Raw genomic sequence first — 22,935 nt, 5'->3', positions numbered from 1 at the left:
CCTCCTCGTCGTTCCGGTCCTGATTACGCTCGCCTTCTTCGTGGGTCGCCGAATGCACTCCCTGAGAATGGCGCTGATCGCATTCGGGACAGGCGCGCTCATCAATCTGTTCGCGACGTGGCTACGGAGCCCCGACGCCTTTCTGTCCGAGTGGCTCGTGTCCGTCATCGCCCAGTTCGCCGGGCTCATCCTGCCGTGGTGGATCGGACGGTACCTGCGCCTGCGCGAGGAGCAGCGGCTGCGGCTCCGGGAGATCGTCTCGGACCAGGCCCGGCTGCGCGAGCGAGCGCGGATCGCGCAGGAGGTGCATGACACGATCGGGCACGACCTCGCGATGATCGCCCTCGGCAGCGGCGCGCTCGAACTGGCCCCGGACGCCCCGCCCCGGGTGCGGGAGGCGGCCGCCGAGGTGCGCTCCCGGGCCGTGGCTGCCACGGACCGGCTGCACACGGTCGTCGAGTTGCTTCGCGAGGACGGCACCGCCGCCTCGAACGTGCCGGCGCACGAGAGCGTCGACGATCTGGTCGCGCGTGCCGAGCGTGCCGGTGCACCGGTGCGGTTGCGACGGGTCGGCGAGCTGCCGCCGTCCCTCGAGCGGGTGGCGCACCGAGTGGTGCAGGAGGCACTGACGAACGCGGCCCGGCACGCGCCCGGCGCGGGCGTCACGGTGACCATCGACGCGACCGAGGACCCGGTCTCGGTGTCGGTCGTCAACGAGCCCAGCACCCTGCCCCCGGTGGGCGAACCACCGCCGCCACGCGCGGGCCAGGGACTGATCGGCCTGAGTGAGCGGGTCCGGCTCGCCGGGGGACACCTCGACGCCGGCCCGCGCGCCTCAGGGTTCGAGGTGATCGCCCACGTTCCCCGGTCCGCGCCGCATGGGACACCGGCTCCGGAAGATGACCGGGCGACGGACCGGATCGTGGCACACGCCCGCCGCCAGGAACGGCGCCGCCAGTGGCAGACCGCGATGATTCCGCTGGCGCTCGCCTGCCTCCTGGCCGCGGCGCTGCTGGTGCTGCAGGTGCTCACCGTGCGCACCACCGGTCTCGCCCCGGCGGCGTTCAGCCAGATCGAGACCGGTGCTGAGCGCACGGAGATCGCCGACCTGCTCCCACCCCGCAGCATTCCGCTCGAGGGTGTGCCGGTGCCGATCCCACCGGCGCCCGAGCCGAGCGAGTGCGAGTTCTACCTCGCTCGCAGCCACGCGCTCGACCTCGGCTCGGACATCTTCCGGATCTGCTTCGACGAGGGTGTCGTGGTGGCCACCGACCGGCTCACCCCGGACGGCCCTCGATGACGGGCATCGACCCTGGTGGGACCGCCGCCGACCGAGCGGTCCGGGTGCTGATCGTCGATGACGAGGCCATGATCCGCGCGGGCATCCGGGCGGTGCTGGCCTCGGATCCCACGATCGAGGTCGTCGACGAGGCCGCCGACGGGCGTGCCGGCGTCGACCTCACGCGTCGCAGGCGACCGGACGTGGTCCTGATGGACATCCGGATGCCGCTGCTCGACGGGCTCATGGCCTGTCGCGAGATCGTCGGACTCGGTCAGGGTGCCCGGGTGGTGATGCTGACCACGTTCGGCGAGGACTCCTACATCGCCGAGGCTCTCGAGGGCGGTGCGTCCGGCTTCCTGCTCAAGGCCTCCGACCCGCGCGAACTGGTGACCGCGGTGCACGCCGTCGCCGACGGCGCCGCGTACCTCTCGCCGCGCGTGGCCCGGCGGGTGATCGACCGGCTCCGGATCGCAGGCGCACCGGCCGCGGCCGACGACCGGGCCCGGCTGGCGGTGCTCACCGAGCGCGAGAGCGACGTGCTGGCGCTCCTCGCGGCCGGCTCCTCGAACGCCCAGGTGGGGCGCGAACTGCACCTCACGGAGGGGACCGTCAAGGGGTACGTCAGCGCGATCCTGGTGAAGCTCGGTGTGGAGAACCGGGTACAGGCCGCGATCCTCGCGCACCGCGCGGGCCTGGTGCCACCCACCTGACCCCGGCCCGGACGGCACCGCCGCCGCGGGTGCGGGTCGAGCGCGTTCGCGCGCGGTTGCCGGGCGCACCCGAGCACACGTCGTACCCTTGATCGGTTGCCCACCGCACGGTGGGAGTGAGGTCGGGGGTTCCGACGTGAGGATGAGTGGATGAATCAGCTTCGGGTGCATGGCGGGTCGCCGCTGTCCGGCGAGATCACGGTCCGTGGGGCGAAGAACTTCGTCTCCAAGGCGATGGTCGCGGCACTGCTGGGTGAGGAACCGAGCGAGCTGCGCAACATCCCGGACATCAGTGACGTCAACGTCGTCAGCGGTCTGCTCAAGCTGCATGGGGTGATCGTCGAGCGCGACGTCCAGGGCGGCGTGATCCGCCTCGACCCGCGCAATGTCGAGTCTGCGCACAAGGCGGACATCGACACCCACGCCGGTTCCAGCCGGATCCCGATCCTGCTCTGCGGTCCGCTCGTGCACCGCCTCGGTGAGGCGTTCATCCCCGACCTCGGCGGCTGCCGGATCGGGGACCGGCCGATCGACTACCACTTGGGCATCCTGCGCCAGTTCGGCGCCCAGGTGGACAAGCTGGACACCGGCATCCTGATCACCGCCCCGCGCGGGCTGCACGGCACCAAGGTCGAACTCCCGTACCCGAGTGTCGGCGCCACCGAGCAACTGCTGCTCACCGCGGTCCGGGCCCAAGGCCTGACCGAGCTTCGCAACGCCGCCATCGAGCCCGAGATCATGGACCTGATCGCCGTGCTGCAGCGGATGGGTGCCATCATCTCGGTGGACACCGACCGGACCATCCGGGTGGAGGGGGTGGACCGCCTCGGCGGGTTCACCCACACTGCGCTGCCGGACCGGATCGAGGCGGCCTCGTGGGCCTCGGCAGCCCTCGCCACCCGCGGCGACGTGTACGTGCGCGGCGCCCGGCAGGCCGACATGATGACGTTCCTGAACACGTTCCGGAAGGTCGGCGGCGCGTTCGACATCGACGATGGCGGGATCCGGTTCCGCCACCCCGGCACCGACCTGAACTCGATCGTCCTGGAGACGGATGTGCACCCCGGGTTCATGACCGACTGGCAGCAGCCCCTCGTCGTCGCGCTGACCCAGGCCGCCGGCCTGTCGATCGTGCACGAGACGGTCTACGAGAAGCGGTTCGGGTTCACCGACGCCCTGGTCCGGATGGGGGCGACCATCCAGGTCTACCGCGAGTGCCTGGGCAGCCTGCAGTGCCGCTTCGGCCAGCGGAACTTCCTGCACTCCGCGGTGGTCTCGGGTCCGACCCCGCTGAGGGCCGCCGACATCGAGGTGCCGGACCTGCGCGGCGGCTTCTCCCACCTGATCGCGGCGCTGGCCGCCGAGGGCACCTCGCGAGTGCGGGGGATCGGGCTGATCAACCGTGGCTACGAGAACTTCACCGCCAAGCTCGAGGCGCTCGGCGCGAAGGTCGAGACGGACTAGCACCCGCCGGGACCACCGATGAACTGGCAGGTGGGTGCCAGCGGTTTCCCAGGGATCTCCCAGCCCCGTCGCGCAGAGTAGGTCATGAGGCACCCAAGGGTGCCGCGGGGTCGCCTGGACAACGACCTCGAGAGACCGTCACCCGGGACGTGATGCCCGGGTGGCCTGCGCGGCGCGACTTTCCCCCCGTGCCCGCGCGGGGCGCCGGTTCCCCTCCCCCGGGAGCCGGTGCCCCACTCATGACATTTCTCATGGTCCGGCGGTGCGTACGGGCCTTCGGGTCGTGATGGCCCGCACTGGGCAGATGCCGGACCCGGCGGGAGTCTGGATCCATGGACTCCAACATCATCACGATCGACGGGCTGCGGCGCAGGTACCGCCCCTCCACCCCCGGCGCCGCGGCGTTCGAGGCCGTTCGGGGCGTGGACCTGCGGGTGCGCCGCGGCGAACTGTTCGCCCTGCTCGGCACGAACGGCGCCGGCAAGACGTCACTGATGGAGGTCGTGGAGGGAATCGCGCCCGCCACCGACGGCCGGGTGCGCGTGCTCGGGCACGACCCGTACGCCGCCCGGGCCAAGGTGCGCCCGCACATCGGGATCATGCTGCAGGAGGCGGGCTTCCCGTCCGACCTGCGGGTCGTCGAGATGGCCCGCACCTGGGCGGCCACCCTCCCGGCACCGATGCCGCCGGAGGACGTGCTCGCGGCCGTCGGCCTCGCGCACCGCGCCGGCGTGGCGGTCAAGAGCCTGTCCGGCGGCGAGCGCCGCCGGCTCGACCTGGCCCTTGCCATCATGGGCAGGCCACAGGTGCTGTTCCTGGACGAGCCCACCACCGGGCTGGATCCGGAGAGCCGCCGGGACGCGTGGGACCTCGTGCGGTCCATGCTGGCCGACGGCGTGACGGTGGTCCTGACCACGCACTACCTCGAGGAGGCCGAGGACCTCGCCGACCGGATCGCCATCATGCACGAGGGTGTCGTGGTCGCCGAGGGCACGCCCGCCGAGATCGGCGCGGACGCCCCGGCCACCATCTCCTTCACCCTCGCCACCGGACAGCCGCTGCCGCCACTGCACGGACGCGACTCGGCCGACGCGTCCGCCCGGGGCGTGCGGCACCTGATCCGCACCCAGAACCTGCAGGCGGACCTGCGGATCCTGCTCGACTGGTCACAGGCCCAGGACGTCGCCCTGGACGGCCTGGACGCACGTGCCGCATCGCTCGAGCAGGCGTTCCTGACCATCGCCGCCGGCGGCCGTCCCACCCACGATCTCTCGGAGGTCCCCGCATGAGTACCGCTGCCACGGCCACCACCGGTGCCCGCCTCGCCCCCGGCACGCTCGCCCGGACCCGGGCCCTGACCCGGATGGAGGTCACGCTCCTCGGGCGCAACAAGACCACGCTCTTCAACGCGATCGCCCTCGCCCCCCTGATGGTGCTGCTGCTGATGGGCGTCATCGGTGACCGCACCGACGGCGCCGGCGCCGGCGTGTTCAGCGGCGCCCTGCTCACGACGCTCGTCGCGTTCGGCCTGCTGTTCGTGGCCTACTACAACCTCACCACCACCGCGGTCGCTCGCCGCGAGGAACTCACGCTGAAGCGGCTCACCTCCGGCACGTCCAGCCGCGTCGAGGTCCTCGTCGCGATGAGCATGCCTGCCCTCATCATCGTTCTCGCGCAGGCGGTGCTCGGCCTGGCCGCCGCGGCCGGCGTCATCGAGGTGCCGCCGTTGACCAACCCGATCCTCGTGGTCCTCGCCCTCGGCCTCGGCTTCGCCATGTTCGCCGGGCTGGCCTACGCGAGTTCCGGCCTCACCAAGACCGTCGAGGCCGCCCAGCTCACGACCTTGCCGGTGCTGATGGTGACCATGCTCTTCAGCGGGCTGACGCTCCCGCTCTCGCTGCTCCCGGAGCCGGCGCAGACGCTCGCCGAGCTGACCCCGCTCTTCCCGGTGGTCACCCTGCTGAACCTGGGCCTGACCGGCGTCACGCCCGACGGCGGCCAGGTCGCCTTCGCGGGTTCGTTCGGCCAGGCGGTGGTGCCGTTGATCGTCCTGATCGCCTGGACCGCGCTCGGCGTCCTCGCGACCCGCCGGTGGATGCGCTGGGAACCGCGCCGGTGACTCGTGCCGGCGGCCCGGTCGTGACGACCGCCGGTAGCGTGGGGACCGTGAACGGTGCCCCCACGACGACCGGCGCCACCGGGCTGGCCGGGTGGTCCCGGGCCAGCAACCCGCAGCGGTTCGAGACCTACAACCGCTGGACCCTGTACGTCATCCTCGCCTGCGAGCCGTTGATCGCGCTCGGGCTCCTGACCGGCGCCACCGAGTACACCGGCGCCGGCGCCCTGGCCTTCGCGCTGGTCTCGGTGGCGCACTGCGCCGCCGCGATCGTGACCACCCGCGCCACCCTCGAGGTCTACCTCGGCCGGGCCGTGAGCGCCCGGCGGGAGCTGTGGTTCCTGACCGTGACGACGATCGTCGCGGTCGTCGTCTCATTCGCGTGGGCGGCGGGAGCGCGCAACCCCGAGCCGATCGTGGTCGGGAACGTGGCGGCCATCGCGCCCGTGGTGGCGATCCTCGCGCTCTCGCCGCTGCTGACCGTCGGGAAACTGATGCTGGCGACGCTGGCCGCGCCCGTGATCGCGGGCCTGGCTGCCCTGATCGCCGGTGGCAGCCCGGTTCAGGCGACCGTGCCGGTCATCACCACGACGCTCATCGCCGCCGGGTCGGCACTGTCGTTCCGGGTCTCGGTCTGGATGATCGGCGTGGTCTGGGAGCAGGAGCAGCGGCGCGCGGTGGACGCCCGGTTGGCCGTCGCCGAGGAACGCCTGCGGTTCTCCCGCGACCTGCACGACGTGTTCGGTCGTACCCTCTCCACGGTCGCGGTGAAGAGCGAGCTCGCCGCCGAGCTCGCCCGCCGCGGCGACGACAGGGCACCGGAGCAGATGCTCGAGGTGCGTCGGATCGCCCAGGACGCACTCCGGGAGGTCCGCGCCGTCGTGGACGGCTACCGCGCCGCGGATCTGCCGACCGAGTTGGCCGGCGCCCGGGAGATCCTGCGCTCGGCGGGAGTGGAGGTGCTGGTCGCGGGGGAGGACCTGGTGCTCCCGCCGCGGGCGCAGGAGGCCCTCGCGTGGGTGGTCCGGGAGGCGGTCACGAACGTGGTGCGGCACGCGGACGCCCATCGGTGCGTGATCGAGCTGCGCACCGCGGCGGGTGCCGCGACCCTGAGCATCAGCAACGACGGCGCCCGCCTCGCCGCTGCTGCCCGGACCGGTTCCGGGCTGAACGGCCTGCGGGAACGGCTCGCGACCGTCGGTGGCACGCTCGAGGTGCAGCGGGACCAGACCCAGTTCGCACTGACGGCCGTGGTGCCCCTCGACACCGGCACGGTCGCGTCGGCCGTAACCCCCGAACCGACCCCTGGAGTGACCACGTGAGCATCCGGCTGCTCCTCGCAGACGACGAGAACCTCATCCGCGACGCACTGGCGATGATGCTGGGCATGGAGGAGGACCTCGAGGTGATCGCGCAGGCTGCCTCCGGACCCGAGGCCGTGGCCGCCGGCGCCCGGTTCACCCCGGACGTGGCCGTACTGGACCTGCAGATGCCCGGGCTCGACGGCATCGAGGTCGCCCAGCGCCTGGCCGTCGACGTGCCCGGGTGCCGGTGCATCATCGTCACCAGCCATGGCCGCCCCGGCTACCTGAAGAAGGCGCTCGAGGCGGGCGTGCGCGGCTTCCTGCCGAAGACTGTGTCCGCGAAGGTCCTTGCCGATGTGATCCGGCAGGTGCACGACGGCGGCCGGTACGTCGACCCGGAGCTGGCCGCCGACGCCATCGCGGCGGGTGCGAGCCCACTGACCGCCCGCGAGGCAGACGTCCTCGAGCTCGCCGCCGACGGCGCCCCGGTAGAGGAGATCGCCGCCCGCGCGTCGCTCTCCCCGGGCACGGTACGCAACTACCTGTCCGCCGCCGCCACCAAACTGGGTGTCGGGAACCGGCACGAGGCCGCGCGCCTGGCGCGCGCCCGCGGCTGGATCTAACTCGGCGAACCGGGCTGCGGGACCTGATCGGCCAACCGGGCCGGCGCCTGGATCCGGTAGGAATCTGTGAGCATCTCGGCGAGCTCGCCCCAGTCGGTGCCCTCGTCGAGCAGCATGCCGACGACGTTGAGCCCCCAGTCCGTGCGGAAGTACGGCGGCCCCATGTGCTCAAGGGCGAACACCTCCTCCGGCTCGGCGCGGAACGTGATCCGGAACAGGCCGTCCTCGCCGCCGAACACGTGCGCGATGGTCGCCCCGCCGACCCGCCACCGCATGCCCACCCAGGCCGACTCCAGGTGCGCGCGGGGAAGCCCCGCCATGATTCGGTCCAGTCGGTCGAGCCACTCGGCGGGCACGTCGGGTCGGTCTGCGGTCGCCACCGCACCAGCCTGCCACCGACCGCCGACAGTCGCGCCCGCCCGCCCCGTCACGGGCTCGGCGAGCGACCTACGCGACCCCGGCTGCGCCGTCGGGCAGGCCCTCGGGCCAACCCCTACGATCGGTGCGTGCCCCGACCCCCTGCGCCGACGTCCTACCGCGTCGCGGTCGCCATCGCGCGCCCGGTGGTGCGCGCGCTGACGAAGCCGACCCACCGCGGCACCGAACACCTGCCCGACGGCGGGTTCATCGCCGCCGCGAACCACGTCACGAACTTCGACCCGCTGACCCTCCTGGACTTCCTCACGAAGGCCGGCTGCTACCCAAAGGTGCTCTCGAAGGCGTCCCTGTTCCGGGTGCCGCTGCTCGGGCCGCTGCTGCGCTCGGTCGGATACATCCCGGTCCACCGCGGCACTGGTTCGGCCGCCGCGTCGCTGACCGTGGCTGCCTCGGCGCTCGCCGCGGGGGAGTGCGTGTCGGTGTTCCCCGAGGGCACCCTCACCCGGGACCCGGACCTGTGGCCGATGCGCGCGAAGACCGGGGTGGCCCGGATGGCCCTGACCACCGGGGCGCCCGTGGTGCCGATCGCGCAGTGGGGCGCGCACCAGGTGATGGCCCGGCACGCGTCGATGATCCGGCCGGTGCTGCGCCGCCCGGTGCAGGTGGTCGCCGGGCCGCCGGTCGACCTCCGCGACCTCGCCGGGCGTGCCGAGGACCCAGCGGCCGTGCGCGAGGCCACCGATCGCATCATGGCCGCGATCACCGCGCTGCTGGCGACGATCCGGGACGGGACCCCGCCCGCGGAGCCCTTCGTCTGGCGACCGGACCCGCAGGCGGGTTTCGCGGAGTAGCCGGCTCTAGTCCTCGACGTGCTGGACGTCGATGACCACGCGGACCGGGTCGGTGAGCGCGAACACCCGGAACGGGGCGCCGACGCTGTCGATGCCGAGGACCGCCTGGGTCTCGCCCTCGAACGTGCCCGGCACGTTCACCTCCTCGACCTCCTCGCCCTCCGTCTCGAACTGGTTCGGGCCCTCCCAGAATCCGGTCTCGCCCTCGTCCGGGTAGCGGGTGTTGGACACGAAGATCTGCAGGTCGGCGTCGCCCTCGAGGTCGATCGGGTTGCCACTGCCCTCCTGGGCCGGGGCGTCGGTGTAGCTCGCGCGCCACCCGGGGGTGCCGGTGCCGGCGAACTCCAGGACCACACGGTCGAAGCCGTCGTGCTCGGCGGCGCGGACGTCGGTGAGCAGCAGGTCCGGCTCACCGGAGGCCTCGCCGGTGTCCTCGGTGGCGTCGGCCGGGAACGGCGGCGGGTCGGCGATGTCGTCGTCGGTGTGCCCGGTGCCGGTCGATCCGGACTCGCTCGGGCTGGGTTCGGTGGCCGTCCCGGTGGCCGACGGCGTCTCTTCCGTGGTCGTGGCGGTGGGGGTCGGGTCGTCGTCGCCGGGGCCCGAGCTGCACCCGGCCAGGAGCGCGAGGGCCGCGCCGGCGGCCGCGAGGGTCAACAGGTGGCGGTTTCTCGTCATCGTGGCCTCCGGGGTCCGGTTCGTGATCTCAGCCAGCGTACGTGGCGGCGACCGCCAGGGCCTGCTCCAGGTCAGCGAACAGGTCGTCGGCGTGTTCGATGCCGACGGAGAGCCGGAGCAGGTCCTCGGGCACGGTGGGCGCCTCGGCGCCGAGTCGACGGCGGCGCTCCAGCGAGGACTCGACCCCGCCGAGGCTCGTGGCCGGCACCCAGAGCCGAACCGCACGGGTGAGCGCATCCGCGCCCGCGGCCCCGCCGACCGGCCGCAGCGTCAGGATCGAGCCGTAGCCGTTCATCTGGATCGTGGCCCGCTCGTGCTGGGGGTGCGTGGTCAGGCCGGGGTAGGAGACCGCGACGACGTGCCGATGCCCGGACAGGCGCTCGGCGAGGTCCGCGGCCGTGGCCTGCGAGCGTTCGACCCGCAGCGCCAGGGTGCGCAGGCCACGCAGGGCCAGCCACGCCTCGAACGGTCCGGCGATCGCACCGCCGAGGCTGCGCTGGTCCAGCAGGGCCGTTCGCAGTTCCGGGTCGTCGGTGACGGCTGCGCCGAGGACCACGTCGGAGTGGCCGGAGAGGTACTTCGTCACCGAGTGCACCACGACGTCCGCGCCGTGGCTCAGCGGCTGCTGGCCGAGCGGGGTGGCGAACGTGTTGTCCACGAGCACCAGACCGCCCACGTCGTGGGTGGCGGCCACCAGGGCGGGCAGGTCCGCGACCTCGAGCATCGGGTTCGTCGGCGTCTCGAGCCAGAGCACCGGCCCCCGCCCTCCGGCAGCGCCGGCGGGCACGGCGGCGCCGGTGCCCTCGCCGGACAGGCGCCGGGCCGCGGCCCGCACGGCGGCGACCGCGGCACCGGTGTCCTCGATGGCGACCTCGGTGACCCGCACCCCGGAGCGCGCGGTCAGGTCACGTGCGGCCACCAGAGAGGCGTGGTAGCCGTGCCGGGGGACGATCAGCTCGCCGCCGACCGGCACCAGGCTCAGGGCCGCGGTGACAGCGGCCATCCCGGATCCGAACAACAGCCCCGGCAGTTCGGCGCCCTCGAGCTTCGCGATGGCCTCCTCGAACGGCAGCCAGGTCTCGGTGCCGGAGCGGGCGTAGATCAGATCGCCCGGGCCGGGCTCCCCGGTGCTGACGTAGGTCGACGAGAGCACGATGGGCGGGTTGACCGGCGCCTGCTCGGTGCGCGGCGGCCGGCCCGCTGAGACGACCACCGTCTCGGGGTGCAGACCCTCGGGGTGGGCGGTGGGCTCGGACGGGGTGGCGGATGCGTCGGTCACGGATTCAGCGTAGAACCATCTCGGCCGCTCGCCGGTTCCTGGTCCGTCGCTGTTCGGGACCCGGACGAACCGATCCGGCTCGGACCGGTCCGGCCTGGCCCTCCCCTGCCCTACCCGGCCACCGACCGGGCCGGCTTCGCGGACCACGGCGCGCTCCGCCGTCGGGCCCTCGGTCCGCCTGTACCCTCGACGATGATGAACGAGCCGAACCCCCGCGTCCGCGTCGCCCTCGTGTTCGGCGGCCGCAGCGACGAACACGCCATCAGTTGCGCTACCGCGGCAGGCGTCCTCGCCGCGATCGACCGGGAGCGCTTCGACGTGGTCCCGATCGGGATCACCCGGGCCGGACAGTGGGTGATCGCCGCCGACGACCCGCAGCGGTGGGCGATCACCGAGGGCGTGGTGCCGGAGGTCGGCGCACTGGAGGCCGCCGGCGTCTCGATCCCGCTCGGTGACGAGCCGCGCGACCTGGTGGTCTCGAACGCGGGGGAGGTCCCGGTCGCGCTGAACGCCGTCGACGTGGTGCTGCCGCTGCTGCACGGACCGTTCGGTGAGGACGGCACGGTCCAGGGCCTGTTCGAGCTGGCCGGGCTGCCCTACGTGGGCTCCGGGGTGTTCGCCTCCGCCGCCGGCATGGACAAGCACTACATGAAGGTGGTGCTCGCCGCCGCCGGCCTCCCGGTGGGGCCCTACGAGGTGATCACGCCCCGGCAGTGGCGGGTCGACCGCGTCGATGCCCTCGAGCGTGTGGCCGGGCTCGGCTGGCCGGTCTTCGTGAAGCCGACCCGGGCCGGATCGAGCATCGGGATCACCCGCGTGGACGGCCCCGACGGGCTCGAGGCCGCGATCGCCGAGGCGCAGCGGCACGACCCGAAGGTGATCGTGGAGGCCGCGATCGACGGCCGGGAACTCGAGTGCGCGGTCCTCGAGGGCCGCGGCGACGACCCGCCCCGGACCACCCAGCCGGGGGAGATCGTGGTCACCGGCACCTCGCACGGCTTCTACGACTACGAGGCGAAGTACTTCGACGCCGACGGCGTGACGCTGGCCTGGCCCGCGGACGTGCCGACCGAGGTCGGCGAGCAGGTCCGCGAACTGGCTGCCGCGACGTTCGAGGCGCTCGGCTGCGAGGGCCTGGGCCGGGTGGACTTCTTCTACACCCCGGCCGGGGACCTGATCGTCAACGAGATCAACACCATGCCCGGGTTCACGCCGTTCTCGATGTACCCGATGATGTGGCAGCGCTCCGGGCTCGCGTACCCGGACCTGATCACCGAGCTGATCGAGTTGGCCCTGGAGCGGCCGACCGGCCTGCGTTGAGAGGCGTCAGCGCTCGGGATCGAACAGGTCCTCGATCGCGACGCCGAACTCTTCGGCGAGCCGGAACGCGAGCGGCAGGCTGGGGTCGAAGCGCCCCTTCTCGATCGAGATGATCGTCTGCCGCGAGACGCCGAGGCGCTCCGCGAGCTCGGCCTGGGACCAGCCGCGTTCGGCGCGGCGCTCGGTCAGGGAGTTGCGCACGGCTCAGCGCTCCCGGCGGGCGGTGACGACGTACCGGATCGCGACGTCGCCCATGGCGAGCACCACGGCACCGAGGAGGAGGATCTCGGCGTCCGGGGAGCGGCCGGTGACCGAGACCACGGTCAGAGCGATCGCGAGCACGATGAGCAGGTCCGTGAACGCGCCGGCGGCAGCCTTCTGCAGCCAGGTGTTCTCGACGTTGTCCTCGGCGTTGGGGTCCGGCGTCACGGTCTTCGGGCTCACGAACAGGAACCAGCCGAGCGCACCGGCCGGGCCGAGGGTCGCCGCGGCGAAGACCACCCCAGTGACCAGCGGCGCCTCCGGGTTGAACACCGAGGCGACCGCCCCGATGGCGGCCGCGGCGACGAGCGCGAAGGCGATGGTGAGGGTCCAGCGAGCGAACATGGGGTCTCCCGACGTGCGACGTGTGAAGCGTGCTTGACGTCAAGTGTGCTTCACATCGTGCGAGTGTGTCAAGCGACCTTTACAGAAGGTCCTCGGATCCGATGCAGGCGCGTGTCTGCGGGATGACCGAGATCGCACCGTTGAGCGAGATGAGCACCGAGGTGGCGTCCTCACCCGCGTACTCGACGGGCACCACCACCTCGACCGCCGGGGTCCGCCCGTAGGTGGTGAACGTCCACGAGCCCGACTCGGAGCCGGTGTCGTCATCGGCGAGCTCGGCGACCACCCAGTCGACGGTCGAACCGTCCGCGGCCTCGGCCGTGATGCAACGGTCCGTGGTCGGCCCGGGCGGCGTGACGCCGCACCGGAGGGTGATGGCCGGGTCACCCCACGCGCGCGAGGCCTGCGACGTGGTGGACCGACGGTCAGCGCCGGCCAGGGTGTCCGGGAGGGCGATCAGCACGTCCGCGCAGACCGGCTCGCTCGCGCTCGGAGCCGGCTCCACGCTCGCCGGGGTGGCGCACCCCGCGAGGAGCGCGGCACCGACCAACGCCAGGGCCGCCGTCGAACCGGCAGCGCGAGCACGGCGAGCACCGCGAGCGCCCCGACGGGTCCGGCGCGGGCCCGAACCGCTGCGTGGGAGGAAGGTCGAACTCACCCCCTCACGGTAGCCGCGTTCGAGCGCCCACCCGCACCCGGCCGGAGCAGCCCGATGCGGCCGGAGCGGCGTGGTCCCGCTAGCCTCGCCTTCATGCGCGTGGGTGAGTTGTCCGAGGAGCAGCTGCTCGCCCGGATCGTCCCCCGGCTCCCGGCCGGCACCGACACCCTGCTCGGCCCTGGCGACGACGCGGCCGTGATCCGCGCCGCCGACGGCCGTTTCGTGGTCAGCACCGACGTGCTCGTCGAGGAGCGCCACTTCATCCGCGCCTGGAGCACCGGCGCGGACGTCGGCTGGCGGGCCGCCATGCAGAACCTCGCCGACGTGGCCGCCATGGGTGCCCGGCCGACCTCCCTCGTCCTCTCGCTGGTGCTGCCCGACGACGTCGAGGTGGACTGGGTGCTGGACCTCGCCGACGGCCTCGCGCAGGCGTGCGGCCCACACGGCGTGGGCGTCGTCGGCGGCGACCTGTCCGGCGGGCCGGCGATCATCGCGGCCGTCACCGTCCACGGGGACCTGGCCGGCCGCGCCCCGGTGCTGCGCTCGGGCGCCCGGCCCGGGGACGTCGTGGTGCACTCCGGGGTGCTCGGGCACTCCGCCGCCGGTCTCGAGCTGCTCCGCGCGCAGGGCCCGACGGCGGGCGAGGGCTCGGCCGAGGACGCCGCCTTCGTGCGCGCGTACCGGCGCCCCGACCCGCCCCTGACGGACGGCCCCGCGGCGGCCGACGCCGGGGCGAGCGCCATGATGGACGTCAGCGACGGGCTCCTGAAGGACCTCGGCCGGATCGCCCTGGCCTCCGGGGTGTCCATCGACCTGCGCACCCGCGACCTCGGCCCGGCCCTGGACGAGCTCGACGTGGTGGCGCAGGCCTGCGACGCGAGCGCCCTCGGTTGGGTGCTGACCGGCGGAGAGGACCACGGCCTCGTCGCGACGTTCCCGGCCGGTGCGGCCTATCCGCCGGGATTCCGCCGGATCGGTATCGTCGGCCCCGCCTGCGACGGTGGCGGCGAGGAGAGCTCCGAGCAGATGCCCGACGGCGGAGCCCGGGTCACGCTCGACGGCGCGGCTGCGCCGGTGGGCGGCTCCGGCTGGGACCACTTCGGGTCGTCCTGACGCCCGATCGCACCCGTCGCCGGGCGACTTCGGTGCTCGACTGTGTGAGCAACGTCACAACGGGCTATCGTGGAGTATGCGTATCTCAGAGGTGATTCGACGCAAGGGCGCGGCCGTGGTCACGATCAGGCCGGACGCCACCGTGGCCGACCTTCTCGCGCAGTTGGACGAGCACCACATCGGTGCCCTGGTGGTCTCCGAGGACGGTGGGCACTCGGTATCCGGCATCGTCACCGAGCGTGACGTGGTCCGCGAGCTGCACCACCGCGGCCCCGCAGTGCTGCAGGTGCAGGTCGCCGAGGTGATGACGGTCGAGGTGCAGACCTGTCTGCCCGAGGACCACCTGGAGGACCTCGCTCGCCGGATGACCGACCTGCGGATCCGGCACCTGCCTGTCGTCGTCGACGGCGAGCTCAAGGCCATCGTCTCCATCGGTGACATCGTGAAGAACCGCATCGACGAGCTCCAGGCCGAGCGGGACCACCTGGTCGACTACGTGCGCCGCTGACCCGGGCGCGGTACCGGGACGTCGACCCCCGATAGCCTGACCGTCGTGCGAGCGGATGGCGGGGGAGTGCGGGGCGCCCCGTCACGATCGACGGGTCCCGGCGGTGTCCAGCCGATCCCGCCCGCGACCGTGGCCCGGCTCTACCTCGCCGGCCAGGCGGTCGCGGGAGCGCTGTGGTGGGTCGCCGTGTTCGCCTCCGACACCGTACGGGTGTGGACGCTCGGCGCATGGGATCCGCGGCTGCTCGTCGGGCCGGACCTGCTCCTGTTCGTCGGCGGCTCCGCGCTCGCCGCGGCCCGCAGCAGCTGGCGGGTCGCAGCCGTCACCGCGGTCTGGTCGACGGTACTCACGGTCGCACTGCTCGGCCAGGGCCTGCTCGACCGCGCCGCCGGGGGGCGTGCTCCTCATGCTGGCCGCGACGGTCGGGTCCGTGGCCGCAGCGGTGACCCTGCGGTTCGGCCGGTTCCCGACGGGCTGGTACTTCGTCGGGCCGTTCCGGTTCCGGGTGGCCCGGGCCCGATCCCGACGGCGGCACGTGATCGCGAGCCTGACGCAACTGCTCGTGTTCTGGGTCGGCTTCTTCGTCGTGGTCCCGTTGCTGCTCGTGGCGTTCGAGCGTCGACTACGGGTGGACTGGTCCGCGTTGGCGGCCGACCCGTGGCCCCCGGTGGGTGCGGCGCTGTTCCTCGTGGCCAGCCCGCTCGGCCTCGCCTCATGCCTGACGATGGCGATCGCAGGCGAGGGCACGCCGCTGCCGGCGCAGACCGCGCGGCGCCTCGTCGTGGCCGGGCCCTACCGCTGGCTCCGCAATCCGATGGCCACCGCCGGCGTGCTCCAGTCCATCGGGGCCGGCCTCTGGTTCGGCTCGTGGACGATGATCCTCGCCGCCGTGCTGGGTGGTCTGGCGTGGCACCACGGCATCAGGGGCGCCGAGGAGGCGGACCTGCTGGCCCGCTTCGGTGACCCGTACGAGCGGTACCGGGCGTCGGTGCGAGTATGGGTACCGAGGCTGCCCGGCCGTCGCGGCGACCGGTCGCCCGGCGCCGGTCAGGTGGCTGGGTCGCGCCGGTAACGGACCTCGAGGATCTCGGCCCCGGCGACCTCGAACACGCTCGTTGCGCCGTCGGGGGTGAACCCCATCCGCTCGTAGAACCGGCGGGCGTTCGCGTTCGCCTCGAGGACCCAGAGCGCGACGGTCCGGTTGGCGTCGAGGGTCGCTAGCGCGGCGTCGAACAGCGCCCGGCCGGCGCCGCGGGACCAGTGGTCGGGGTGTACGTAGATCGCGTAGATCTCACCCCAGCCGGGTCCATCCGCGGGCACGTCGTCCTCGCGGTACGGGCCGGCGTTCACGAACCCCAGCACCGTGCCGTCGTCCTCGCCGGAGCCGGGCGCGACGAGCGTCGGCACCGTCCCGGACACGGCGTCGGGACCGAACCGGCGGGCGAGCTGCTGGGCGCGCACGGACACGTCCAGGGAGTCGAGGTGATCCGCAGGCACGATGCCCGCGTAGGCGCGCTGCCAGGCCCGCACGTGTACCTCGGCGATCCCGGGCACGTCGGCGGCGGTGGCGAGGCGGACGGATGGCGGTCGCGAGGTCGGCACGAACGCCATGCTAGACAGTCCACTATTGCTTAGCGCTAAGGTATATCCATGACGATCGCAGTGATCACAGGAGCCGGAAGCGGGATCGGCGCCGCGACGGCCGCCCGACTGGCCGGCGACGGCTACACGGTGGCCCTGTGCGGACGCCGACCGGACCGGCTCGAACGCAGCCGTGCGGGCCTGCCGGGCGAGGGCCACTCGGTCCATCCGGGCGACCTGACCGACGTCGCGCAGGTGCGGCGCGTGGCCGCGGAGATCAACGAGCGGTACGACGGCGTCGACGTCCTCGTGCACGCCGCCGGGGGCCTCGTGGATCCCGAGCCGGTCGACGACGGCGACGGACTGGGCACGGTGGCGGCGGACCTGAGCTCCTCGTTCGCTGCGAACGTGCTCTCGACGGCGTTGCTCACCCATGCCCTCGGCCCGGCCCTGCGCGCCGGGCGCGGCCGGGTGGTCGCCGTCGGCTCGATCGCCGGGCAACGTGGCGGCGGGCTCGGCTACGCGAGCGCGAAGGCGGCGCTGCACGGGTGGGCCTACGACCGGGCTCGCGCCCTCGGGGCGCGGGGCATCACCGTGAACGTGGTCGCACCCGGCTACACCTCCGGCACCGAGTTCTTCGGGGACGCGATGACCGATGCGCGCCACCTCCGGCTCGTCGGCGAGACCCTCACGAAGCGGGCCGGCGAACCGGGGGACATCGCAGCGACGATCGCGTTCCTGGCCTCCGCCGACGCCGGGCACCTGACCGCCCAGGTGATCGGCGTCAACGGTGGCGCGCTGCCCGGATGAGCGAGCGATGACAGAGCCCAGCGACTCGCCGACCGACCCCGTTGACGCGATCGAGCGGGACTGGCACCGCGAACGCCCGGACCTGGACGTGTCCTCGATCGCCGTCATCACCCGGATCCGACGCACCGCGAAACTGTTGCAACTGCGCCGGTCCCGACTGCTACGAGGGCTCGGCACCGACGATGCCACCCTGGACCTGCTCAGCACGATCCGACGGTCCGGGCCGCCGTACGAGTTGACGCCGGGGCAGCTCGCCGAACGCACCCTGGTCACCAGCGGCGCTGTGTCCCAGCGTCTGACCCGCGCCGAGGCTGCCGCGCTGGTGACCCGCCGGACGTCCGCCCGGGACTCGCGGTCGGTGGTGGTCGCACTCACCCCCGCCGGCCTCGACCTGCTCGAGACGACTGTCACCGCACTGTTCGCCGACGAGGAGGCAACCCTGGCCGGCTTCGACGCGGCGGACCGGTCGGCGTTCGTGGAGCTGTTGCGCCGCTACCTCGACTCGCTCGGCTCGCCCGAGGAGTAGACCCGGGTTTCGAGCCGGGTGTTACTACGCTGGCCCCGTGGAGGACGCCGACGTCGCGCTCGTGGTCATCCCCTTGCTGGCAGTGCTCGCGCCGCTGCTGACGCGAGGGCTCGGGCGGTGGGTGCGCATCCCCGTCGTCGTGTTCGAGCTGATGCTCGGCATCGTGGCGGGCCCGAGCCTGCTCGGGTGGGTGCATCCGAACGAGTTCATCGACCGACTCGCCGACCTCGGTCTCGCGATGCTGTTCTTCGTGGCCGGCACCGAGATCCAGACGTCGGCACTGCGAGGGCGGACGGGCCGAAACGCAACGCTCGGTTGGCTCGTGAGCCTCGTCGTCGGTGTGGGCCTCGGGTGGCTCATCGCGCCCGGGGAGGCCGCCGTGATCCTCGGTGTCGCCATGGCCTCGACGGCGCTCGGGACCCTGCTGCCCATCCTGCGGGACGCCCGCGAACTCGACACGCCGTTCGGTCACAGCGTGAGCGCACTCGGCGCGGTCGGCGAGTTCGGCCCACTCATCGCGATCTCGGTCTTCCTAGGAACCCGGTCGCCCGGCGCCGCGTCGGTCGTACTGGCCGTGTTCGCCGTCGTCGCCGGGCTGGCGATCTGGTACGGGATCCGCGGTCCGCACGGCGCTCTGCACACGTTCGTCAACGCGACGCTGCACACCTCCGGCCAGTTCGCGATCCGCGTCGTGTTCCTCCTGCTCGCCGCGCTCCTGGCGCTCAGCCTCGCCCTCGAGGTCGACTTCCTGCTCGGCGCCTTCGTCGCAGGCCTCGTCTGGCGCTTGCTGATCCGGGACGCGAAGCACGAGGATCAGGAGGCGGTCGAGAGCAAGGTCGAGGCCATCGCGTTCGGCTTCCTGGTGCCGGTCTTCTTCATCAACACCGGGGTCTCCTTCGATCTCGCGGCGCTGCTGGCGGACCCGAGGCTGCTGGTGGTGCTGGTCGTCGGCTTCGTCGCCCTGTTCGTGGTGCGTGGCGTCCCGTCGATGCTCGCGGCACCCGTCGGCGCGTCGCGGCGGGAGCGGACCTCCATCGGTCTCATGGGCGCGACGGGCTTGCCGATCATCGTCGCGGTGACCGCTATCGGCGTCTCCGAGGGCTTCCTCACGACCGGGCTGGCGGCGGCGCTCGTCGGCGCCGGCATGCTGTCGGTGCTCGTCTTCCCGCTCGTGGCGATGTCCCTGCGCGGAGGCGTTCCGGTGGCGACAGCCCTGGCGGACGACGAGGTGTGACCGGTGGCCGTCCGGTCGTGGCCAGGGTGCGCGGCGGGCTCGGTTGATGTGCCACTTCGCGTGCTGAATGCCGCTTGGCGCGTCAGGATCGAGTCATGTTGAGACTCGGAGCTGTGGTGATGAACGTGTCAGACGTCGACAAGGCCGGGGCATTCTGGTCAGCGGCACTCGGCTATGCCAGACAACCGCACAATCCGGCGTTCCTGGTGCCCGAGCATGGATCCGGTGTTCGGCTTCATCTGGACGTGGAGGACAGGACGCATCTTGATCTGTGGGCAGACGGCGAGCAGGACCAGCGCGCAGAGGTTGAGCGTTTGATCACGCTCGGCGCCCGGAGGGTTGAATGGGAGTATCCCGACGACGCCGACTTCGTGGTGCTGGCTGATCCGGACGGCACTCTCTTCTGCGTGATCGCTTGAGCCACGGCTGTCTGTGCGGGTTCTCCATGGGCCGGCAAGCCGATCAGGGCGACTCGAGCACTCCCGACACGCGATCGTCCGCGAGCATGCCCCGGCGAGGGTTTCAGGCGATGGGCCTCGCTCGAACTCAGATTGAGCGGGCCAGTGACAGCGCGACCCGTCTCAATCCGGCCACGTTGGTGGGTGCTCCGTGGTTCTGCGACTCCCAGTAGTACGAGGACACGTAGCGCGCGAACGAGATGGCCTGCGCCACCGCGTGGTCGACGCCCGCCGCCTCGGTGAAGCGTCGGGTCCAGTCGGTCAGGAGAACCACGGGGTCGTCCGTCCTGCTGATGGTCGCCACGTGGCTCCGGACCACTGTATGAGCCTCGTTGGCCACGGTCCCGACCAGCAGCAGGGGGTCGATGGCCACCCACCGATCAGCATCCGCCTGGAGGATGTTGGACAGGCTCAGATCGCCATGGGTGAGGGTCGAGGTGTCGTCGGACGCAAGATCCTGGATGATCTCCGCCGCCACCTCGATGTGCTGGTCCGAGAGTGCAGACTCAGACTCTTGGGCGACCTCGTGCTGTGCTCGCAGCTGTGCCACCCAACCGGACGCCTGCTCGGCGAGACGCGGTGCACCTGGAGGTGGTGTCGCGGCGGCCAACTCGTGACAGAGTTCTCCCGCGATGGACATCGCGGCGCCCTCATCGGCCAGCTCGCTGAGCGCCGGTCCAACTGCCCACTCCAGCAACATGGCTTGGCGCGCAGTGTCGGCGTCGAGCAGGGTCACCGCCCCACGACCACCGAACGCGCCCAGCGCCGACGCCTCGGCCTCCATCGACACCACTGGACTCACCAGCTTCAACGCGGCCCTGGCGCCGCTGGGTGTGACGACCGGAACGACGAGTGATGTCCTGCCCGTCCTTGCGGGGCCCACGGTGGTCAAGCCCCACGCGCCCGACAGCCTCCGCCACAGATCAGGGATGCTCTCGAGCCACGGGGCGGCCGAGGCGTCACGTCGAGTGATCTCCGCCCTGAAGGCGGCACTGACATCCGGGGTCTCCACCTCCGCATCATCTACCGGGACGAGACCAGGTCGCGCCCCGAGTCCAGCCGGCGGCAGGCCGACCGGAACGTCGGTGCCGAGCAGGTCGCCAGGGTCAGTGTCTCCGGGTTGTGCGGAGGCGACGTCCTGAAGGAGTCCGTCGAGGAGCACCCGCCATCAGCGCCGCGAGGTCCCCGACCGGTCCCAGGTGCGCGAGCTTGTCCGGGTTGAGCTGATTCTGCAGGCCCATCACCCGGCCGCCGGCCACCTGCACGGCCATCACGGCCAGCCACGCGCCGTCGGCGCCCCGCGCCCGCAGGGCCGGCCCGCCGTTCGCCTCGATGACGTCGAGCTGGAGCCCGAACCGAGCGCCCCGCCGGGCCAGCCCCAGCAGGAACCGCGCCACCGCTTCCGCCCCCTCGAGAGGCTGTGCGATCGCCGGCGCCCTGCCACCGCCGTCGGCGTGGAAGCGAACGTCCGCGGCGAGCAACGCCTCCACGCCCGCGACGTCCTCGCGGTGTAGCGCGTCCACCAGCGCCTCGGCGACGGACCTGCGGTCAGCAGCTGCGCCGTCGGGCGGGCTTGCCGCGGCCAGGCGGCGGCGCGCCCGCGAGTACACCTGGCGGCAGGCCTGCGGTGACCGTTCCACGATCTCGCCGATCCGCGGGTAGTCGAGGCCGACCGCCTCGCGCAGCACGTAGACGGCGCGTTCGACCGGCCCGAGCTCCTCCATCAGCATGAGCACGGCCACGGACAGCGACTCCCGCCGCACCGCGACGTCGGCCGGATCCGGTGCCGGCGACGTCCCGGACGCCACCGGGGCGCCCGCCGTGACGAGCGGCTCGGGCAGCCACGACCCGACGTACCGCTCCCGGCGGACCCGGGCCGAGCGCAGCGCGTCGATGGCGAGCCGGGTGGTGACCGTGGTCGCGTACGCCTCCACGGATTCGATGTCCCGGGCGCCGTGCAGCCGGGCGAACCCTTCCTGCACCACGTCCTCGGCCTCGGTGACGCTGCCCAGCATCCGGTAGGCGATCGCGAACATCAGCGGTCGCAGCCGGTCGTGTGTGGCTTCGACGTCAAGACCCACCGTCCCATCGTGACACGTCCTGTCACAGCCGGGCGGGCTGCCTCGTCGGACGGGGTGAACGAGAGATGAGGAGAGCGACATGAGGATCTTCCTGGCCGGTGCGACCGGCGCGGTCGGTCGGCCTCTGGTGCCGATGCTGGTAGCCGACGGGCACACGGTGATCGGCTCCAGCCGTGGCCACACCCACGACGATGCGCTGCGCGCCCTCGGCGCCGAACCGGTGGTGCTGGACGGGCTCGACCGTGCCGAGGTGCTGGACGTGGTCAGGGCCGCCGCGCCGGATGTCGTCATCCACCAGATGAGCGGCCTGGCCGGCAGCGGCGGCGACCTGAGGCACTTCGACGAGGAGTTCGCGGTGACGAACGAACTCCGGGTCGCGGGCACCGACAACCTGCTCGAGGCGGCTCGGGCGGTGGGTGCGAAGCGGTTCATCGCCGCCAGCTACACCGGGTGGCCGAACGCGCGCACCGGGGCGTCGGTGCATGACGAGTCGGCACCGCTCGACGCCGATCCCGCGCCGGAGTCCCGTCTGACGCTCGCGGGCATCAAGCACACCGAGGCGGCGGTCACCGCCGCGACCGGGATCGAGGCGCTCGCGCTGCGGTACGGCACGTTCTACGGACCGGGCACCGGCATCGGTCCCGGCGGCGACCAGCTCGCCATGGTCAAGGCCCGCACGCTTCCGGTGGTCGGTGGCGGAAGCGGGGTCTGGTCGTTCGTGCACATCGCCGACGCCGCCCGGGCCACGGCGCTCGCGGTGGGCCGGGGCCGGCCGGGGATCTACAACATCACCGATTCCGACCCGGCGCCGGTCAGTGTGTGGCTGCCGTACCTGCACGAGGTGCTCGGCGTACGCCCGCCGCGGCGGGTCCCGGCCTGGCTGGTGCGGCCCCTGCTCGGCAGGCACGGGCTGAACCTGATGACGGCCGTCCGTGGTTCGGACAACACCCGGGCGCGCACCGAGTTCGGTTGGGAGCCGGACCACCCGAGCTGGCGGGACGGCTTCCGCACCCTGACCACCTGACCGGGGCCGTGAAACACGAGAGCCGCCCACCTCGATGGTGGACGGCTCCCGGAGTCTGTGGGTCTCAGCTGGCGCGGCGGACGACCTTGCCCGCCTTGAGGCAGGAGGTGCACACGTTCACGCGCTTGGGCGTGCCGTCAACGATGGTGCGAACCTTCTGGATGTTCGGGTTCCAGCGACGCTTGGTGCGACGGTGGGAGTGCGAGATGCTGTGGCCGAAGCTCGGGGCCTTGGCGCAGACGTCACACGTAGCAGCCACGGTGTGTCTCCTCTTAGGTCAGTGCTCGCCACAGGGTGAAGCGGCAAAGTTCGTTGGGGTCGGCCGTGGCGCAAC

Annotated in this window: 27 protein-coding genes; 17 read left to right on the top strand and 10 right to left on the bottom strand. The window is 72.4% G+C overall.

What is annotated here, in order from left to right; translation table 11 throughout:
- Positions 1-52: 52 nt before the first annotated feature.
- The 7 genes from GKS42_RS16765 (at position 53) to GKS42_RS16735 (ending at position 7,499) form a co-directional block, all read left to right on the top strand.
- Positions 53-1,300, top strand: a complete 1,248-nt coding sequence (locus tag GKS42_RS16765; RefSeq protein ID WP_168217875.1) for a sensor histidine kinase — start codon at positions 53-55, stop codon at positions 1,298-1,300.
- Positions 1,297-1,992 carry a response regulator gene (locus GKS42_RS16760; protein ID WP_154794861.1) on the top strand — a complete coding sequence of 232 codons (696 nt, stop codon included), beginning with the start codon at positions 1,297-1,299 and terminating at the stop codon, positions 1,990-1,992. The genes GKS42_RS16765 and GKS42_RS16760 overlap by 4 nt, the downstream gene beginning before the upstream one ends.
- Positions 1,993-2,142: 150 nt before the next feature.
- Positions 2,143-3,456 (top strand): UDP-N-acetylglucosamine 1-carboxyvinyltransferase, encoded by a 1,314-nt coding sequence (gene murA / locus GKS42_RS16755; protein ID WP_154794860.1) that lies wholly within the window; start codon positions 2,143-2,145, stop codon positions 3,454-3,456.
- 332 nt (positions 3,457-3,788) lie between these two features.
- Positions 3,789-4,745 (top strand): ABC transporter ATP-binding protein, encoded by a 957-nt coding sequence (locus GKS42_RS16750; RefSeq protein ID WP_154794859.1) that lies wholly within the window; start codon positions 3,789-3,791, stop codon positions 4,743-4,745.
- On the top strand, positions 4,742-5,575 hold the full coding sequence (locus GKS42_RS16745; RefSeq protein ID WP_154794858.1) for an ABC transporter permease: 834 nt from the start codon (positions 4,742-4,744) through the stop codon (positions 5,573-5,575). The genes GKS42_RS16750 and GKS42_RS16745 overlap by 4 nt, the downstream gene beginning before the upstream one ends.
- Before the next feature lie 47 nt (positions 5,576-5,622).
- Positions 5,623-6,894 (top strand): sensor histidine kinase, encoded by a 1,272-nt coding sequence (locus tag GKS42_RS16740; RefSeq protein ID WP_210769204.1) that lies wholly within the window; start codon positions 5,623-5,625, stop codon positions 6,892-6,894.
- Positions 6,891-7,499: a response regulator transcription factor gene (locus GKS42_RS16735; RefSeq protein ID WP_290368027.1), complete on the top strand. Its 609-nt coding sequence runs from the start codon at positions 6,891-6,893 to the stop codon at positions 7,497-7,499. Before GKS42_RS16740 ends, GKS42_RS16735 begins: the two co-directional genes overlap by 4 nt.
- Here GKS42_RS16735 and GKS42_RS16730 read toward each other — a convergent pair.
- On the bottom strand, positions 7,496-7,879 hold the full coding sequence (locus tag GKS42_RS16730) for an MmcQ/YjbR family DNA-binding protein (RefSeq protein ID WP_232847710.1): 384 nt from the start codon (positions 7,877-7,879) through the stop codon (positions 7,496-7,498). The genes GKS42_RS16735 and GKS42_RS16730 overlap by 4 nt on opposite strands.
- A gap of 126 nt (positions 7,880-8,005) precedes the next feature.
- On the opposite strand from GKS42_RS16730, the gene GKS42_RS16725 reads away from it, so the two are divergent.
- A complete protein-coding gene (locus GKS42_RS16725) occupies positions 8,006-8,728 on the top strand; it encodes a lysophospholipid acyltransferase family protein (protein ID WP_154794857.1) in 723 nt (240 codons plus the stop codon).
- Positions 8,729-8,734: 6 nt separating this feature from the next.
- Here GKS42_RS16725 and GKS42_RS16720 read toward each other — a convergent pair whose 3' ends face one another.
- Both GKS42_RS16720 and GKS42_RS16715 read right to left on the bottom strand, forming a co-directional pair.
- Positions 8,735-9,403, bottom strand: coding sequence for an AMIN-like domain-containing (lipo)protein (locus tag GKS42_RS16720; protein ID WP_154794856.1), 669 nt, complete (start codon positions 9,401-9,403; stop codon positions 8,735-8,737).
- A gap of 28 nt (positions 9,404-9,431) precedes the next feature.
- Complete coding sequence (locus tag GKS42_RS16715; RefSeq protein ID WP_232847709.1) at positions 9,432-10,682, bottom strand: trans-sulfuration enzyme family protein; 1,251 nt, start codon at positions 10,680-10,682, stop codon at positions 9,432-9,434.
- Positions 10,683-10,874: 192 nt separating this feature from the next.
- Between GKS42_RS16715 and GKS42_RS16710 the strand changes: the two genes are divergently transcribed.
- Complete coding sequence (locus GKS42_RS16710; RefSeq protein WP_154794855.1) at positions 10,875-12,002, top strand: D-alanine--D-alanine ligase family protein; 1,128 nt, start codon at positions 10,875-10,877, stop codon at positions 12,000-12,002.
- Positions 12,003-12,008: 6 nt separating this feature from the next.
- Here the strand turns inward: GKS42_RS16710 and GKS42_RS16705 are convergent, their stop codons facing one another.
- The 3 genes from GKS42_RS16705 to GKS42_RS16695 form a co-directional block, all read right to left on the bottom strand.
- Positions 12,009-12,203, bottom strand: a complete 195-nt coding sequence (locus GKS42_RS16705; protein WP_154794854.1) for a helix-turn-helix transcriptional regulator — start codon at positions 12,201-12,203, stop codon at positions 12,009-12,011.
- Between the two features lie 3 nt (positions 12,204-12,206).
- Positions 12,207-12,608 (bottom strand): hypothetical protein, encoded by a 402-nt coding sequence (locus GKS42_RS16700; protein ID WP_154794853.1) that lies wholly within the window; start codon positions 12,606-12,608, stop codon positions 12,207-12,209.
- 79 nt (positions 12,609-12,687) lie between these two features.
- Positions 12,688-13,266, bottom strand: coding sequence for a DUF3515 family protein (locus tag GKS42_RS16695; protein ID WP_154794852.1), 579 nt, complete (start codon positions 13,264-13,266; stop codon positions 12,688-12,690).
- A gap of 93 nt (positions 13,267-13,359) precedes the next feature.
- Between GKS42_RS16695 and GKS42_RS16690 the strand changes: the two genes are divergently transcribed.
- The 3 genes from GKS42_RS16690 to GKS42_RS16680 all read left to right on the top strand — a co-directional run bounded on the left by GKS42_RS16690 (position 13,360) and on the right by GKS42_RS16680 (position 15,959).
- Complete coding sequence (locus GKS42_RS16690; RefSeq protein ID WP_154794851.1) at positions 13,360-14,379, top strand: thiamine-phosphate kinase; 1,020 nt, start codon at positions 13,360-13,362, stop codon at positions 14,377-14,379.
- Positions 14,380-14,455: 76 nt separating this feature from the next.
- Positions 14,456-14,887, top strand: a complete 432-nt coding sequence (locus tag GKS42_RS16685; protein ID WP_154794850.1) for a CBS domain-containing protein — start codon at positions 14,456-14,458, stop codon at positions 14,885-14,887.
- Positions 14,888-15,293: 406 nt separating this feature from the next.
- The gene (locus GKS42_RS16680) at positions 15,294-15,959 is read left to right on the top strand and encodes a methyltransferase family protein (RefSeq protein WP_168217874.1); all 666 of its coding nucleotides are present in this window, start codon (positions 15,294-15,296) and stop codon (positions 15,957-15,959) included.
- Here the strand turns inward: GKS42_RS16680 and GKS42_RS16675 are convergent.
- Positions 15,935-16,489 carry a GNAT family N-acetyltransferase gene (locus tag GKS42_RS16675; protein ID WP_232847708.1) on the bottom strand — a complete coding sequence of 185 codons (555 nt, stop codon included), beginning with the start codon at positions 16,487-16,489 and terminating at the stop codon, positions 15,935-15,937. The genes GKS42_RS16680 and GKS42_RS16675 overlap by 25 nt on opposite strands.
- A 48-nt stretch (positions 16,490-16,537) precedes the next feature.
- Here GKS42_RS16675 and GKS42_RS16670 point away from each other — a divergent pair, with 48 nt between their 5' ends.
- The 4 genes from GKS42_RS16670 to GKS42_RS16655 all read left to right on the top strand — a co-directional run bounded on the left by GKS42_RS16670 (position 16,538) and on the right by GKS42_RS16655 (position 19,457).
- Positions 16,538-17,278 carry an SDR family NAD(P)-dependent oxidoreductase gene (locus tag GKS42_RS16670; protein WP_154794847.1) on the top strand — a complete coding sequence of 247 codons (741 nt, stop codon included), beginning with the start codon at positions 16,538-16,540 and terminating at the stop codon, positions 17,276-17,278.
- A gap of 7 nt (positions 17,279-17,285) precedes the next feature.
- On the top strand, positions 17,286-17,804 hold the full coding sequence (locus GKS42_RS16665) for a MarR family winged helix-turn-helix transcriptional regulator (protein WP_154794846.1): 519 nt from the start codon (positions 17,286-17,288) through the stop codon (positions 17,802-17,804).
- Between the two features lie 37 nt (positions 17,805-17,841).
- A complete protein-coding gene (locus tag GKS42_RS16660; protein ID WP_154794845.1) occupies positions 17,842-19,038 on the top strand; it encodes a cation:proton antiporter in 1,197 nt (398 codons plus the stop codon).
- Between the two features lie 95 nt (positions 19,039-19,133).
- Positions 19,134-19,457 carry a VOC family protein gene (locus GKS42_RS16655; RefSeq protein ID WP_154794844.1) on the top strand — a complete coding sequence of 108 codons (324 nt, stop codon included), beginning with the start codon at positions 19,134-19,136 and terminating at the stop codon, positions 19,455-19,457.
- Between the two features lie 127 nt (positions 19,458-19,584).
- On the opposite strand, the gene GKS42_RS16650 is transcribed toward GKS42_RS16655, so the two are convergent.
- Positions 19,585-20,508, bottom strand: a complete 924-nt coding sequence (locus GKS42_RS16650) for an aminoglycoside phosphotransferase family protein (RefSeq protein WP_290368026.1) — start codon at positions 20,506-20,508, stop codon at positions 19,585-19,587.
- A 94-nt stretch (positions 20,509-20,602) separates the two neighbouring features.
- Positions 20,603-21,577: an RNA polymerase sigma factor SigJ gene (sigJ, locus tag GKS42_RS16645; RefSeq protein ID WP_232847707.1), complete on the bottom strand. Its 975-nt coding sequence runs from the start codon at positions 21,575-21,577 to the stop codon at positions 20,603-20,605.
- A gap of 79 nt (positions 21,578-21,656) precedes the next feature.
- On the opposite strand from sigJ, the gene GKS42_RS16640 reads away from it, so the two are divergent.
- The gene (locus tag GKS42_RS16640; RefSeq protein WP_154794841.1) at positions 21,657-22,601 is read left to right on the top strand and encodes an NAD-dependent epimerase/dehydratase family protein; all 945 of its coding nucleotides are present in this window, start codon (positions 21,657-21,659) and stop codon (positions 22,599-22,601) included.
- Between the two features lie 64 nt (positions 22,602-22,665).
- Here the strand turns inward: GKS42_RS16640 and rpmB are convergent, their stop codons facing one another.
- A complete protein-coding gene (gene rpmB / locus GKS42_RS16635) occupies positions 22,666-22,860 on the bottom strand; it encodes a 50S ribosomal protein L28 (RefSeq protein WP_154794840.1) in 195 nt (64 codons plus the stop codon).
- Positions 22,861-22,935: the final 75 nt, after the last annotated feature.

The organism is Occultella kanbiaonis (assembly GCF_009708215.1).
Taxonomy (GTDB): domain Bacteria; phylum Actinomycetota; class Actinomycetes; order Actinomycetales; family Beutenbergiaceae; genus Occultella; species Occultella kanbiaonis.
Note: the sequence above shows the minus strand (reverse complement) of the source record. Positions and strands in the feature narration are given on the sequence as shown.

What these genes read in the sequence shown, in the direction of transcription:
- GKS42_RS16685 (WP_154794850.1), top strand. Translation starts at nt 14,456, where the DNA reads ATGCGTATCTCAGAGGTGATTCGACGCAAGGGCGCGGCCGTGGTCACG.
- GKS42_RS16750 (WP_154794859.1), top strand. Translation starts at nt 3,789, where the DNA reads ATGGACTCCAACATCATCACGATCGACGGGCTGCGGCGCAGGTACCGC.
- GKS42_RS16655 (WP_154794844.1), top strand. Translation starts at nt 19,134, where the DNA reads ATGTTGAGACTCGGAGCTGTGGTGATGAACGTGTCAGACGTCGACAAG.
- GKS42_RS16745 (WP_154794858.1), top strand. Translation starts at nt 4,742, where the DNA reads ATGAGTACCGCTGCCACGGCCACCACCGGTGCCCGCCTCGCCCCCGGC.
- GKS42_RS16680 (WP_168217874.1), top strand. Translation starts at nt 15,294, where the DNA reads ATGCTGGCCGCGACGGTCGGGTCCGTGGCCGCAGCGGTGACCCTGCGG.
- GKS42_RS16710 (WP_154794855.1), top strand. Translation starts at nt 10,875, where the DNA reads ATGATGAACGAGCCGAACCCCCGCGTCCGCGTCGCCCTCGTGTTCGGC.
- GKS42_RS16720 (WP_154794856.1), bottom strand. Translation starts at nt 9,403, where the DNA reads ATGACGAGAAACCGCCACCTGTTGACCCTCGCGGCCGCCGGCGCGGCC.
- GKS42_RS16665 (WP_154794846.1), top strand. Translation starts at nt 17,286, where the DNA reads ATGACAGAGCCCAGCGACTCGCCGACCGACCCCGTTGACGCGATCGAG.
- GKS42_RS16640 (WP_154794841.1), top strand. Translation starts at nt 21,657, where the DNA reads ATGAGGATCTTCCTGGCCGGTGCGACCGGCGCGGTCGGTCGGCCTCTG.
- GKS42_RS16690 (WP_154794851.1), top strand. Translation starts at nt 13,360, where the DNA reads ATGCGCGTGGGTGAGTTGTCCGAGGAGCAGCTGCTCGCCCGGATCGTC.
- GKS42_RS16670 (WP_154794847.1), top strand. Translation starts at nt 16,538, where the DNA reads ATGACGATCGCAGTGATCACAGGAGCCGGAAGCGGGATCGGCGCCGCG.
- GKS42_RS16760 (WP_154794861.1), top strand. Translation starts at nt 1,297, where the DNA reads ATGACGGGCATCGACCCTGGTGGGACCGCCGCCGACCGAGCGGTCCGG.
- GKS42_RS16700 (WP_154794853.1), bottom strand. Translation starts at nt 12,608, where the DNA reads ATGTTCGCTCGCTGGACCCTCACCATCGCCTTCGCGCTCGTCGCCGCG.
- murA (WP_154794860.1), top strand. Translation starts at nt 2,143, where the DNA reads ATGAATCAGCTTCGGGTGCATGGCGGGTCGCCGCTGTCCGGCGAGATC.
- GKS42_RS16765 (WP_168217875.1), top strand. Translation starts at nt 53, where the DNA reads ATGCACTCCCTGAGAATGGCGCTGATCGCATTCGGGACAGGCGCGCTC.